6 protein-coding genes are annotated in these 14,289 nt (G+C 48.6%); 3 read left to right on the top strand and 3 right to left on the bottom strand.

Translation table 11 applies throughout. The features are described 5' to 3' along the window. Positions 1 to 58 precede the first annotated feature (58 nt). Entirely contained in the window at positions 59 to 1,510 is a 1,452-nt protein-coding gene (murP, locus tag K9N75_RS14935; RefSeq protein WP_008814105.1) for a PTS N-acetylmuramic acid transporter subunit IIBC, read from the bottom strand. Between the two features lie 2 nt (positions 1,511 to 1,512). Continuing rightward, positions 1,513 to 2,421 (bottom strand): N-acetylmuramic acid 6-phosphate etherase, encoded by a 909-nt coding sequence (gene murQ / locus K9N75_RS14930; RefSeq protein ID WP_224451788.1) that lies wholly within the window; start codon positions 2,419 to 2,421, stop codon positions 1,513 to 1,515. 1,029 nt (positions 2,422 to 3,450) lie between these two features. Between murQ and K9N75_RS14925 the strand changes: the two genes are divergently transcribed. The 3 genes from K9N75_RS14925 (at position 3,451) to K9N75_RS14915 (ending at position 5,201) form a co-directional block, all read left to right on the top strand. Next, the gene (locus tag K9N75_RS14925; RefSeq protein WP_061059781.1) at positions 3,451 to 4,194 is read left to right on the top strand and encodes a winged helix-turn-helix domain-containing protein; all 744 of its coding nucleotides are present in this window, start codon (positions 3,451 to 3,453) and stop codon (positions 4,192 to 4,194) included. Further along, on the top strand, positions 4,191 to 4,670 hold the full coding sequence (locus K9N75_RS14920) for a hypothetical protein (RefSeq protein ID WP_224451787.1): 480 nt from the start codon (positions 4,191 to 4,193) through the stop codon (positions 4,668 to 4,670). The genes K9N75_RS14925 and K9N75_RS14920 overlap by 4 nt, the downstream gene beginning before the upstream one ends. A 72-nt stretch (positions 4,671 to 4,742) precedes the next feature. After that, a complete protein-coding gene (locus K9N75_RS14915) occupies positions 4,743 to 5,201 on the top strand; it encodes a YuaE family lipoprotein (protein WP_224451786.1) in 459 nt (152 codons plus the stop codon). A gap of 128 nt (positions 5,202 to 5,329) precedes the next feature. Here the strand turns inward: K9N75_RS14915 and K9N75_RS14910 are convergent, their stop codons facing one another. Continuing rightward, positions 5,330 to 14,215, bottom strand: a complete 8,886-nt coding sequence (locus tag K9N75_RS14910; RefSeq protein ID WP_224451785.1) for an Ig-like domain-containing protein — start codon at positions 14,213 to 14,215, stop codon at positions 5,330 to 5,332. Positions 14,216 to 14,289: the final 74 nt, after the last annotated feature.

Below are 14,289 nucleotides of genomic sequence, written 5' to 3'. Positions count from 1 at the left end.
TCCTTTGAGCAAGGCGCGCAGGTTTAAAAACCAAGTCATCTGTTAAACGTATTCTTGTTTAAGTCAAATCGACATTTTTGCAGCCGAAAAGTAGGGTGAAAATAAATCCAGCGGCATACGAGATAAATACTCCGGCAATATAAACCATGATGCCCGCGTAGATCCCCTGTGAGGACGTCATCAACGGTATTGAAACCAACCCCGATGGCCCAAATACGGTATTTAAGCCGATGGGTAATCCCATATAAGCCACTAGACCGATAAAGAATCCCCCTACGGCACCGCCGAAGCAGGCGGTAATAAAAGGCTTCAAGCGTGGTAGCGTTACGCCATAAATTAACGGTTCGCCAATACCGAGCAGGCCGGGGAATATCGCGCCTTTAATTTGCAGGCGTAATGTAGAAGCTGGTTTGGCTTTGAGATAAAGCGCCAATGCAGCGCCAACTTGTCCCGCACCGGCCATGGCAAGAATAGGGAACAGGGAGTTAAAACCCTGCGCATCCATCAGTGCAAAATACACCGGTACAAACCCTTGATGAATGCCGAAGACTACCGCGATTAAAAAGAGTCCTGCCAATAGCGCCGTGCCGAAAGGATTGCCATTTAAATGCAGGAATAGCCATGACATGCCTTTAAATAGTTCAACACCAATCGGCATGATCACGACATAGGTTACCGCGCCAGTAATAAGCAAAGTGATGGACGAAGTGAGGATCATATCGAGATTATCGGGAATGATTTTACGCACTTTGCGTTCAATCCACGCACCGAACATACAAGCGAGAAGTACGCCAATAATATTCCCCCTTGGGTCAATGACCAGCCCAAAGAAATTATCGATACCCGCGTAATAGCCGACGGTGCCTTCTGTGCTGTAGCGCAAGATAAATAGAGAGGCAATAATAGCGCCGTTAACGCCAGTGCCGCCAAAGGCTTTTTGGGTATTAAAGCCGATTAGAATACTCAGGAAAGTAAATAAACCGACGCTGAATATTTTCATATAGCCAATCAGGCTCGTCAGCCACAGAGGTGCGGTGCTCCCCTCAAGTACGAGTGTCTGCTGTAATAGAGTGGCAATTCCGAGTAGCAAGCCTGCCGCGATAAAACCGGGGATCAACGGAGTAAAGATGGTGGCAAATTGGGTTAAGAAACTGTGGAACCCGCTCCTTTGTTTACTTTTGAGTTGCTGTTTATTTGCGGCGGCGAGTGTATGCAAATCAGCTGGCTTGGCCTCTATCTCTTGGCTGGCGTGATTTTGAGCAAGCAATATGTTCATCATTTCACTGGCCGTTTGCGCTTTTCCTGGGCCAAGAACAATTTGCAGTTGATCATTACCTTCGATAACGCCCATCACGCTAGGGATTTTTTTTAATTTAGCGTGATCGACAAGGCTGCGCTCACGCAGGGTGAGACGCAGTCGTGTCATGCAGTTTCCACACAGGGCAATATTTTGGCTGCCACCGATACATGCCAGAATTTGCGCGATCGTGGCATCCGTTATTTTTGCCATAGCTAAACTCCTTTAGCGCCTAATGCCTGGCGAATAAATCCGTTATTTTGTGTCAAAACCGCGCTGGCCTCAGCGGCTGATAGTTGACCGAGGATCATGAGAATGGCTGTTTTGCAGTGTCTTTCACATTCGCTAAGCGCTTTGATGGCTGTGCTGCGATCGCAATCCGTGGCCTGCATCACGATATCAACCTGACGCTGCACCAGCTTGGCGTTGGTCGCTTCAACATCCACCATCAAATTGCCATAGACTTTTCCGCTACGGATCATGGATCCTGTAGTGAGCATGTTGAGAACCATTTTTTGTGCAGTACCGGCTTTCATTCTTGAGGAACCGGTAACGACTTCCGGACCCACTACGGCTTCTAGAGCAATATCGGCTAATTGACTCATGGCGCTATTTGCATTGCATGTCAGTGAAACGACGGTTGCTCCTTGAGTTCGCGCATATTTCATTGCACCAATGACGTACGGAGTGCGTCCACTGGCGGCAATCCCCACGACAACATCACGTTCACCGACCTGATTCTCTATCATGTCCTGTTCGCCGAGAGCGACGTTATCCTCGGCATTTTCAACGGCGCGTAGAATCGCGGTTTGTCCACCGGCAATAAGACCTATCACTTGTTCTCGCGGAGTTCCGTAGGTAGGGGGGCATTCACTGGCATCCAGAATACCGAGGCGACCCGAAGTTCCTGCGCCACAATAAATCAGGCGCCCACCTTGAGCGAACGCGTGAGTGATGGCGTCTACGGCTTGGGCAATTTGCGGCAGGATGCGCTCTACGGCTAACGCGACCTTCTGATCTTCCTGATTGATGATGGTCAGCAAGTCTAGCGTTGATAGGGTATCAATGTTTTCACTGGCGGTATTACGGCCTTCGGTTTGAAGGCGAGATAAATCAATGTTCATGTCTGTATTCTCTGTGGTGCGACGTTAAGGAATAAATTATTCCTATAATTGAAAGATATAAAGAATTAATCATCTCGAGCGGTTCATTTTGGTCCGTTTAAAACGATCATTTTTGCGGCATCGGTGGCATAACGTAGTGGCGGAAAAATCATCGCAGTAACTTCACTACCCGCGAATACGGCATAAAATACGATCACGGATTTACTTTTTATGCGCCAGCGCGATAAGCATCGTGGCTTTATCTGCTGTCTCCAAGGATAGCGTAGAACGGTTGAGATAGGGCAACAACATCCCACGTTGCTTTTATGTTATGAATATTTTAAGTTAAATGATAACTGAAACGAATTGAAGGACGTTGACAACGTTAATATGACTATAGGTTGATATTTTTTCACCTTTATCTTGATCGATTAAGAATAATTGTGCCATCGCAATCCTGTTAACCAAGATTTAAATCTATGTAGAAGACTGAAACGGAAGAAAAAGGTCGTGAGACTACGGATGATACAGGTTTATATTTTAATGACCCCCGCTGAAATAATAATAATCTTGTGAAAAAAAAGGGATGAAAGTTGATTTTTACTGGCAATTAATGCGGTAATTTTCCTAAAAACCATCACTTTTTCTCAAAGTTACGCCTCTATCAAATTGTGGCTAATATTCTGTTTGAAACGCATACTGTAGACTATTTATCCGCATCTCTATTATAATTTATTTATAATTGGATTTTTTATCTATCTCGCGCCCTGAGATTCTTAAATAAAATTTTTATAAAAAGTATAAATCACACACATCACATGTTTTACCCCTTCGTTTTAATTTGAGATGATTCTTATGATGTCGCGTTGTTCAGGTAAAACTAGAGCAATATATGGATAAATCTGTGGGGATGAATATGTGAAAGATTCTCATCTATAAGATTATAACGAAACTATTTCTCATCACTATAAAGCAGAAAAACGATCTGTTGTTATAGCTAATTTTCTCTGATACGAGAGTCGTAAATTGAATCATTATAGTGTGAAAATTATGATTTATAAGATTAGTGATACGGTGAGATTTAAACCCGCTGACGGAGCTATCTGGAGTATTGATAGTCCTGAGCAGGTGATAAATCTTACGATTACCAACTGCAACCTGTTATGCATGCTGCTCAACAATAAAGGTGCAATTCTTTCTAGAGAGAACATTTTAGAAGATATATGGGATAAGCAAGGATTACGATCGTCAAATAACACACTAAATCAATACATTTCTATTCTCAGAAGAACGTTTTCTCTTTTAGGCATAGATGAGGAAGTCATTAAAACCATTCCTAAGGTCGGTTTTTGTTTTAATGAAGCGATAAGCGTAGAGAAAGAGTATAGCCCTGTATCTTCAGAGATTGCCACTAGGGAGAGTGCACCTAAAGAGAGAACACAATATTATTTTTATGGGGTAATGATGTCTATTTTAACTTTATGCATTCTGGCGCTTGTCGCCTATGTTTTATCTCAAAACAAAAAGTTTAGCTTAGAGACATCAACCACGGGAGTTGGACAGTATGATGCTTGCGAGATCAAAGTGTTACCTCAGTATACGCGCGGCCAATCCCGCTATCTCCTCGAGGCTTCTACCGACCTGATAAAACGGAACAATATAAAATGCTTACCGGGAAAGGAATTTATTTCTAAGCCAGAAAGTCGCGGCAGTGGTAGGGCATTTCTCGCCGAGTGTGTTGTTGATAAAAAGGGAAATGAATACTTTTTTTGTAAAGGATACTATACAAAATGAATAATAAAATTATTGTGTTAGCTATTTTGTCTTTTACGCTTATTTTTGAAATTGTTTATGTTTCTGTCATCTACGAGCCATCATACAATTTTTCATGTAATAACGAGTTCTCTTATAGAGATGATGAGAGTCACGATATACTTGACGGAAATATTTTTCTGAGCTTAAACAATAAAATGCAGGGGCATGCTGAGATCATTGGGTATCTGGCTAGGAATGGAACTTCGCAAGATATCATTAGAAGTGTTGATTTCAAGTATCGTGTCATATCGCCCAAAAAACTCGTTATTTATGATGCAAGACTGGTGACCTATTCGCATGATTCTGTTGACGAGTCTTTTGCGCCAGAGCCTATACTCGATTTTCTTTTTTTTAGATATAAAGATCTAAAAGAAATTAATATCAATGTTAACGAAGTTAAAAACACCTATTTATTTGGTCATGCAAATAACTTTGTGTTTGCCTGCACATCATAGGTTTTGCAGGTTTCTTGATTCTTTCTTTATGGTTTAAGTCAACATACCTACATTTTTATAAAAGGATGCTATATGAATAAAAGGCAGGTCAGTATATTGATAACCGGAGCCGCTTTTTTGTTAGCGGGTTGCTCGTCATCAAATAAAACAAACCAAAACTACCAAGGGAACGATCTTGAATATGACTATTTTTATGCTAACAGTCAGCTAAGCCCTACGGAGGAGAATACGCCCCCGAAGGGGGGCGTAGTCGGAGGGAATTCATATTCGTCAACGAACAATAAATGCATGGATAACTATAATTTTCTTCGCGAAGAAAATGCGCCTCAGTATCCAAGATATGCTGAGGACTACAATAAGATTACCGAAGGGTTTAAGTTTTTAAACTCCAACAAAAATATTATGGATAAAGATGCCAAGAAAATTTATACCATGCAACTCAAGATGAAATTGGAAACTTTGTGCTCGAAAATTCAGTATTCTAGTTTCATTCTGGTGAATGAAAAGCGCCACAACCTCTCTGATATTTAATGTAATGCCAAGCACTTTTCTGAATGATGAGTGCTTGTTTTATTAACATTATTTTTTACTACCATAAAAAATGGCGCTAAATATTCTTAGCGCCATTCGTCGTTAGATGAATCGGTTAATGATAGACGTTAACTACATTCACCCCTGTTGCTAGAACTATTGATTGAATTGATAACGCTAACATCGGTCTGGCCTGAGGTGGTATCAATCTTGAATACCGTCCAGTTAGCCATGTCACCTGTACTTCCTGCATCCTCAATCTTAAAGTCCTGAGTGGTACCGTCAGATAAATAGAGCTTCACCTTGGCATCGCCATAGGCTTGAGGGGTTGCCGAAAATCTATTGACCACGTAACAATAGACACCAGGATGTAGGCTGTTCACGGTGATTGTCTCTGGTCCGTAGCCATTTCTTGCGTCAACATCAAGAACTGCATCGGCCCCCGCGGGTGCTTTAGAACCGTAATTCACCTTGATCATCGTGTTTGGCGCTCCTACCGTTGGCACCCACAGATAGGAGTCTAAATCGGCTGGTGTACTTCCCCAAGTTAGGACGATACGCGCAGCTTTGCCATCGAGATTTGGCGACAGAACGAAGTTCTGCTCAAGATCGGTAACGTCCTGTATATCTACCGTTGCATCCTGCGTAATAAACCCAGTCGCGCTCGCTTTCGCATAATAGACGCCCTGTGGAATATTGCTAATGGCGTATTTACCATCGGATCCGCTGGTGGCCGAATAGGCTGGAGTGGTATCGCTCTGAGACAAGAAGAGTTCAATTTTGGTATTAGGCACTACAGCATTGTTGACTGCGTTGGTTGTCGCACCATGCAGCGTGACGAGCTGAGCCTTAAAGTTGACTTTCTTATCTGCATTAACTGCCGCACCGCTACCAATGGCGGCAGATACCTGAATCAGCAGCGCCTCGGTTTTGGTACTTTTCAGGGCGATAGTCGCTTTACCGTTGACGTCAGTCTCACTGCTTGAAGGCAGTACGACCGAGTTACCTTTGTCTTGGGACCAAGTGACTGTGGCATTAGGAACCAGATTTCCATGCGCATCTTTTACCAGTGCATCAAAGGTAAAGAAGTCGGTTCCATTGGCAATTTTGTCAGTTACCGTATCAACCAGTGTCACTTCTGTCACGATAGCCGTCGTGATATCAGCCACGAAGGTTGTGTTTACCGTTTGACTATGGCCGTTGATCGCCGCAGTAACCTTCGATACTCCTGCAGTGACGTTAGTCAGCGTTGTCGCCGCTAAACCATTTTCATCGGTGTTAGCCGACGTGGTGGTGACCGTCGCACCGTTATCCGCAGTGAAGGTCACTGCCACATTAGGCACCACGTTGCCGTTAGCATCGGTCACCTTAGCCTGAACGGCGTTGGTTGCGGTGCCGTTGGCTTTGGCGTTGTCAGCCGTGACCGTCAGGGCGCCAGCGATAATGGTCGCCGTGCCGTCATCAGCCACAAAGGTGGTGTCGACGGTTTGGCTGTTACCATTAATGGTGGCGGTGACCTTACTGATACCGGCGGTGATGTTGGTCAGCGTTGTCGCGGCTAAGCCATTTTCATCGGTGTTGGCCGACGCGGTGGTGACTGTCGCGCCGTTATTGGCGGCGAAGGTGACTGCCACATTAGGCACCACGTTGCCGTTAGCATCGGTCACCTTAGCCTGAACGGCGTTGGTTGCGGTGCCGTTGGCTTTGGCGTTGTCAGCCGTGACCGTCAGGGCGCCAGCGATAATGGTCGCCGTGCCGTCATCAGCCACAAAGGTGGTGTCGACGGTTTGGCTATTACCGTTAATGGTGGCGGTGACCTTACTGATACCGGCAGTGATGTTGGTTAGCGTGGTGGTGGCTAAGCCATTTTCATCGGTGTTGGCTGACGCGGTGGTGACTGTCGCGCCGTTGTTTGCGGCGAAGGTGACTGCCACATTAGGCACCACGTTGCCGTTAGCATCGGTCACCTTGGCCTGAACGGCGTTGGTTGCGGTGCCGTTGGCTTTAGCGTTGTCAGTCGTGACCGTCAAATTGCCATCAATAATGGTCGCCGTGCCGCCATCAGCCACAAAGGTGGTGTCGACGGTTTGGCTATTACCGTTAATGGTGGCGGTGACCTTACTGATACCCGCGGTGATGTTGGTCAGCGTGGTAGTGGCTACGCCATTTTCATTGGTGTTGGCCGACGCGGTGGTGATCGTCGCGCCGTTATTGGCGGCGAAGGTGACTGCCATATTAGGCACCACGTTGCCATTAGCATCGGTCACCTTGGCTTGAACGGCGTTGGTGTCCGTGCCGTTAGCAACCGCGTTATCAATGGTGATCGTCAAATCGCCATTAACAATGGTTGCCGTGCCGCCGTCAGCCACAAAGGTAGTGTCGACGGTTTGGCTGTTACCGTTAATGGTGGCGGTGACCTTACTGATACCTGCGGTGATGTTGGTCAGCGTTGTCGCCGCTAAACCATTTTCATCGGTGTTGGCCGACGCGGTGGTGATCGTCGCGCCGTTATTGGCGGCGAAGGCGACTGTCACATTAGGCACCACGTTGCCGTTAGCATCGGTCACCTTGGCCTGAACGGCGTTGGTGTCCGCACCGTTGGCTTTGGCGTTGTCAGTCGTGACCGTCAGGGCGCCAGCGATAATGGTCGCCGTGCCGTCATCGGCCACAAAGGTGGTGTCGACGGTTTGGCTGTTACCGTTAATGGTGGCGGTGACCTTACTGATACCGGCGGTGATGTTGGTTAGCGTGGTCGCCGCTAAACCATTTTCATCGGTGTTGGCCGACGCGGTGGTGATCGTCGCGCCGTTATTGGCGGCGAAGGCGACTGTCACATTAGGCACCACGTTGCCGTTAGCATCGGTCACCTTGGCCTGAACGGCGTTGGTTGCGGTGCCATTGGCTTTGGCGTTGTCAGCCGTGACCGTCAGGGCGCCAGCGATAATGGTCGCGGTGCCGTCGTCTGCCACAAAGGTGGTGTCGACGGTTTGGCTGTTACCGTTAATGGTGGCGGTGACCTTACTGATACCGGCGGTGATGTTGGTTAGCGTGGTGGTGGCTACGCCATTTTCATCGGTGTTGGCCGACGCGGTGGTGATCGTCGCGCCGTTGTTTGCGGCGAAGGTGACAGCCACATTAGGCACCACGTTGCCGTTAGCATCGGTCACCTTAGCCTGTACGGCGTTGGTTGCGGTGCCGTTGGCTTTGGCGTTGTCAGCCGTGACCGTCAGGGCGCCAGCGATAATGGTCGCCGTGCCGTCATCAGGCACAAAGGTGGTGTCGACGGTTTGGCTGCTACCGTTAATCGTGGCGGTGACCTTGCTGATACCGGCGGTGATGTTGGTCAGCGTTGTCGCCGCTAAGCCATTTTCATCGGTGTTGGCCGACGCGGTGGTGATCGTCGCACCGTTACTGGCGGCGAAGGTGACTGCCACATTAGGCACCACGTTGCCGTTAGCATCGGTCACCTTGGCCTGTACGGCGTTGGTGTCCGCACCGTTGGCTTTGGCACCATCGATGGTGATCGTCAGAGCGCCAGCGATAATGGTCGCGGTGCCGTCGTCTGCCACAAAGGTAGTGTCGACGGTTTGGCTATTACCGTTAACGGTGGCGGTGACTTTACTGATACCGGCCGTGATGTTGGTCAGCGTTGTCGCCGCTAAACCATTTTCATCGGTGTTAGCCGACGCGGTGGTGACTGTCGCGCCGTTATTGGCGGCGAAGGTGACTGCCACATTAGGCACCACGTTGCCATTAGCATCGGTCACCTTGGCTTGAACGGCGTTGGTGTCCGTGCCGTTAGCAACCGCGTTATCAATGGTGATCGTCAAATCGCCATTAACAATGGTTGCCGTGCCGCCGTCAGCCACAAAGGTGGTGTCGACGGTTTGGCTATGGCCATTAATTTTGGCTGTGACCTTCGACACTCCTGACGTGGTATTGGTTAACGTAGTGGTTGCCAACCCTTGCTGATTGGTGGTGGCAGATGTTGAGGTTACCGTTGCGCCGTTATCCGCGATAAAGCTTACTGCGACATTGGGTACCACGTTGCCATTGGCATCGGTCACCTTGGCCTGAACGGCATTGGTATCCGCGCCGTCGGCTTTGGCGTTATTAGTGGTGACGGTTAAATTGCCATCAATAATGGTGGACGTCCCGCCGTCGGCGATAAAGGTGGTGTCCACGGATTGGCTAGTGCTGTTAATAGCCGCGCTGACTCGACTAATCCCCGTTTTAGTATTGGTTAACGTTGTGCTGGCTAAACCATTCGAACCGGTCATCGCTGATGCCGTTGTGACTGTGGCACCGTTATTCGCGGTGAAGGTAACCGCCACGTTAGGCACTACGTTGCCGTTAGCGTCGGTCACCTTGGCTTGAACGGCGTTGGTGTCCGTACCGTCAGCAACCGCGTTATCAGTGGTGATCGTCAAATCACCATTAACAATCGTTGCCGTGCCGCCGTCAGCCACAAAGGTGGTGTCGACGGTTTGGCTGTTACCATTAACGGTGGCAGTGACCTTACTGATACCGGCGGTGATGTTGGTCAGCGTTGTTGCCGCTAAACCATTTTCATCGGTGTTGGCCGACGCGGTGGTGATCGTCGCACCGTTATTGGCGGAGAAGGTGACTGCCACATTAGGCACCACGTTGCCGTTAGCATCGGTCACCTTGGCCTGAACGGCGTTGGTTGCGGTACCGTTAGCTTTGGCGTTGTCAGCCGTGACCGTCAAATTGCCACTGATAATGGTTGCTGTCCCGTCATCTGCCACAAAGGTGGTGTCGACGGTTTGGCTATTACCGTTAATGGTGGCGGTGACCTTACTGATACCCGCGGTGATGTTGGTCAGCGTGGTAGTGGCTACGCCATTTTCATCGGTGTTAGCCGACGCGGTGGTGATCGTCGCGCCGTTATTGGCGGCGAAGGTGACAGCCACATTAGGCACCACGTTGCCGTTAGCATCGGTCACCTTGGCCTGAACGGCGTTGGTTGCGGTACCGTTAGCTTTGGCGTTGTCAGCCGTGACCGTCAGGGCGCCAGCGATAATGGTCGCCGTGCCGTCGTCGGCCACAAAGGTGGTGTCGACGGTTTGGCTATTACCGTTAATGGTGGCGGTGACCTTACTGATACCGGCGGTGATGTTGGTCAGCGTTGTCGCGGCTAAGCCATTTTCATCGGTGTTGGCTGACGCGGTGGTGATCGTCGCGCCGTTATTGGCGGCGAAGGCGATTGTCACATTAGGCACCACGTTGCCGTTAGCATCGGTCACCCTGGCCTGAACGGCGTTGGTTGCGGTGCCGTTGGCTTTGGCGTTGTCAGTCGTGACCGTCAAATTGCCACTGATAATGGTTGCTGTCCCGTCATCAGCCTTAAAGGTGGTGTCGACGGTTTGGCTATGGCTATTAATGGTGGCGGTGACCTTGGCTATCCCTGTTTGGATATTGGTCAACGTGGTGCTCGCTAAGCCATCAGAACCCGTTGTCACTGACGCGTTGACGATCGTTGCACCATTATCTGCGGTGAAACTGACGACTGCATTAGGGACTAAGTTGCCGTTGGCATCGGTGACTTTAGCTTGAACCGCGTTGGTTGCATGGCCATCTGCCTTAGCGTTATCAGAAGTCACAACGAGGTTAGCTTTGGTGATGGTTGCCGTTGAGCCATCTGCTACAAAGTTAGTGTCTACTTGCTGACTATGACTGTTAACGGTTGCCGTAACCTGAGTCGTACCGGATTGCGTGTTGGTTAATGTGGTGCTGGCAAGTCCTTGTGGGTTGGTTGTGACAGACTCAGTGGTCACTGTCGCGCCGTGGTTAGCGCTGAAGGTGACGGTAGCATTCGGTACTACGTTGCCATTGGCATCGGTAACCTTGGCTTGAACTGCGTTAGTATCGCTCCCATTGGCTGTGGCATCGTTTTGTGTGACCTGTAAATCACCTTTGACGATCGTTGCCGTTGAGCCATCAGGTGTGAAGTTAGTATTCACATTCTGGCTCGTGCCGTTAATAGCCGCAACGACGTTGGTGACCCCTGATGTGGTATTACTCAGCGTTGTCGTAGCAAGGCCACTTTCGTTAGTGATCGCTGACGCTGTAGTGACGGTTGCACCATTATTGGCGCTAAAGCTTACAGCCACATTCGGCACTACGTTACCGTTCGCATCCGTGACTTTAGCTTGGACAGCATTGGTTGCAGTGCCGTTGGCTAATGCGTTATCAGCAGTAACCTTCAGATTTCCTGCAACGATGGCCGCGGTTCCATTATCAGCAACAAATATTGCGTCTTTGCTGGCTGAACGGCCGCTGACGGTGGCGGTGACCTTATATTTGCCTGCAGTGGTACTCGTCACCGTTGCTGTTGCTTTGCCATCTGTACCCGTGGTGCCGATAACGGTGGTAATTGTGGCACCTGTTGCAACAACAAAGTTAACGCTGGCGTTGGGGACGAGGTTGCCGTTGGCATCGGTTACAATAGCTTCAACTGCATCGGTATCAACACCGTCAGCTAGAGCGCCATTGGGGTTGATATTCAGATTGCTATCAATGATGGTGGCTGTTGAACTATCGGGAATGAAGCGCGTGTTGGTCTGAGCGCTGTTTCCTGATTCCTGAATTCGAGCGGTAACGGTGTAGGTATCCGCCTTGAGGCTTGTCACTTTGGCGGTTGCAAGGCCGTCATCGCCGGTCACACCTTTGACGGTGATAATTTTGGCACCGTTGCTGACGGTAAAATGAACCGTGACATCGGAGACCGTGTTCGCGTTGGCGTCGGTAACTTTTGCTGTGACTAGGTTAGTATCCGTTCCGTTTGCGACGGCATCCTGCGTTGCGGTGAGATCGCTCTGGGTAATGGTAGATGTCGATTTATCTGCAACGAAGGTAACAACCTGAGTTTTAGAACTCCCGTTGATGCGTGCCGTGATTGTGCTATCACCAATCGTTGTATTGGTCACTAACAGAATGGCCTGACCTTCGGCATCAGTCATCACCGTTGAACCATTGACGATAGTTGCACCGTTTGTGGCGCTTAAATCAACCTGTGAATTGGCGAGTGGGTTGCCATTGATATCTTTTACGGTCACTTGCAGTTTGTTTGAGCTTTGCCCATCGGCGAGTGCCTTGTTTTTGATGATATCCAGCGCGCTGATTTGTGCTGTAGCGGCATCAGCAATAAAGTCAACCTGACCTGATTTATAGTTACCGTTGTTCATTGTGGCAGTAACCACACCTTGCTTAGCCAGTTTACTACGAACGTAAACCGTGGCTTTACCCCGGCTATCGGTGTTAACCGTCAGCGTCTGGCTGTTGGTGTCGCCATCTTTAAATAACGTTGCTGCTGAACGACCATCTGCGCCTTTCATGTTATCAATATCAAACTTGATAGGCTGTGCCGTCATCGGCTGGCTATGTTCATCAAGCACCGAGGCTGTCACGGTGAAATAGTCAGCGTCGTTAGCCGGTACTGAGCCTGATGGCGTGATCGTTAAATCGCTGATGATATTTTTAGAAGGTTCAACTTTAATTGTCGTCGCTGCGGTATTGGAGTTATTACCGTTGTTGTCGACGCCAACCGCTTTAATGACGTATTCCTGCGCGGCGTTAGCGCGTTTGGTGTACACGTATGGCGGCAAAGTGACCTCTAACTGGGTGAGCGACAGCTCGCGGAATGTACCACCGTTAGCGAGAAATTCCGCAGAAGCCGTCCACTCGACGTCCTTCAGACCATACTTGGCTTTAGATACGGTGAGCGGTAGCGTTATGGTTTCTGCGGCTTTGGCAGTGACCGTATTTGGCAATGAGATTCGCAGCAGATCCTGCTTACGGTATTGCATCACGATTTCATAGTTACGATCGACAAATTCGTACATGCTGCCCATTAGGCTACGCAATGCATCAACCGAGTCGGCGCTGATCTGTCGAGCCCATGGCACACCAAACCGATAATTAACGTCGATCCCAATGCGACTGTCATCTTTATCACCCACGGAGTGCTCACCTTTCAGGGTAACCAGTGGGATTGGCGTATAGTTTAAGCCGAAGGTCAGTGCTTTTGGATTATCCTTTAAGTCGTCAGGATGTGTGCCGGTGCCCAGATCGATACCTTTACCAAAATACTGTTCATATTTAAGGTTGGCGCCTAATTGAGGATATGACGGTAAATAAGCCTCAGCACGCAGGTCAAACCCATTGGCAGGGCGTTCATCATAGTCTTTCATTGCAGACAGGCGGGACTGATGCCAGTCGGTTAGGCCGTAGTAGCCATTCACCGCCAGTTTTAGATAATCCGTCCAAGCTTCACCTCCGACGCCTAAACGCGCATTTTTGCCCGTATAGTCATAATCGTAAAAGGTGTTGATTCCATACATCCAGTCGCCAATATATTGGCGATAGCCCATACCAACGTTGGCCGTATTTCTATCTTCATTACTATGCAAGCCGAGCTGCGTGAAGAGTAAACTATCTGTGTTCCCAATAATGGGGAGTAACAAGTCCCCTGAAATTTTTTGATCAGAGCCCGCGCTGAAACGTGCAGTACCTTTCTGATTCAACCAGTCATTAATCTGTTGGTTAATTAATCCTTCGCCAATGCTTTTTGCATAATTAATAGATGCATTGGTGACATTATCACTCGATAAAATTTGTCCTGCCTGCATCGCGTTACCAGTGAGATCTGGCGCTGGTTCGTTTGCTGACGAAGATGAAATAGACTCGCTACCAAGGGAAGGCAAATTAGGCGTTGAAGTCTCGGGAGATGGCGTAGGGAGAGCCATCTCTGGGTTAAGATAAGATTGGAACTCAGGCGTTGAGATTAATGTGGGGGCCTGCTGCTTTTTTGGGGGCAATAAAGGTGAAGATGGCTGGCTCGCTGTAGGAGCACTCCCGTCCACTACCGATTGCATCCCCAAAATAGTCTCTTCCATATTGCGATATTCATTAGCTCTGGCGACAGAACTGGCTGAAATTAACAATGGTGTAAGAGCTTGAATAATGATTATCCCCCACGAGGTAATTTTCATACCTCTTGGTGAAATTATTTTTCTCATAACGAATACCAATGTAAAATATTATGAAGCACACAAAGAGCCCATCT

Origin of the sequence: Hafnia paralvei, assembly GCF_020150375.1 — a bacterium.
GTDB classification, from domain to species: Bacteria; Pseudomonadota; Gammaproteobacteria; order Enterobacterales; family Enterobacteriaceae; genus Hafnia; species Hafnia paralvei.
The sequence above is the reverse complement of the archived record's forward strand: the minus strand, read 5'-3'. Positions and strand labels throughout refer to the sequence as shown.

Excerpts from the sequence above, each read along its gene's own strand:
- murP (WP_008814105.1), bottom strand. The coding sequence starts at position 1,510 with ATGGCAAAAATAACGGATGCCACGATCGCGCAAATTCTGGCATGTATC.
- murQ (WP_224451788.1), bottom strand. The coding sequence starts at position 2,421 with ATGAACATTGATTTATCTCGCCTTCAAACCGAAGGCCGTAATACCGCC.
- K9N75_RS14925 (WP_061059781.1), top strand. The coding sequence starts at position 3,451 with ATGATTTATAAGATTAGTGATACGGTGAGATTTAAACCCGCTGACGGA.
- K9N75_RS14920 (WP_224451787.1), top strand. The coding sequence starts at position 4,191 with ATGAATAATAAAATTATTGTGTTAGCTATTTTGTCTTTTACGCTTATT.
- K9N75_RS14915 (WP_224451786.1), top strand. The coding sequence starts at position 4,743 with ATGAATAAAAGGCAGGTCAGTATATTGATAACCGGAGCCGCTTTTTTG.
- K9N75_RS14910 (WP_224451785.1), bottom strand. The coding sequence starts at position 14,215 with ATGAAAATTACCTCGTGGGGGATAATCATTATTCAAGCTCTTACACCA.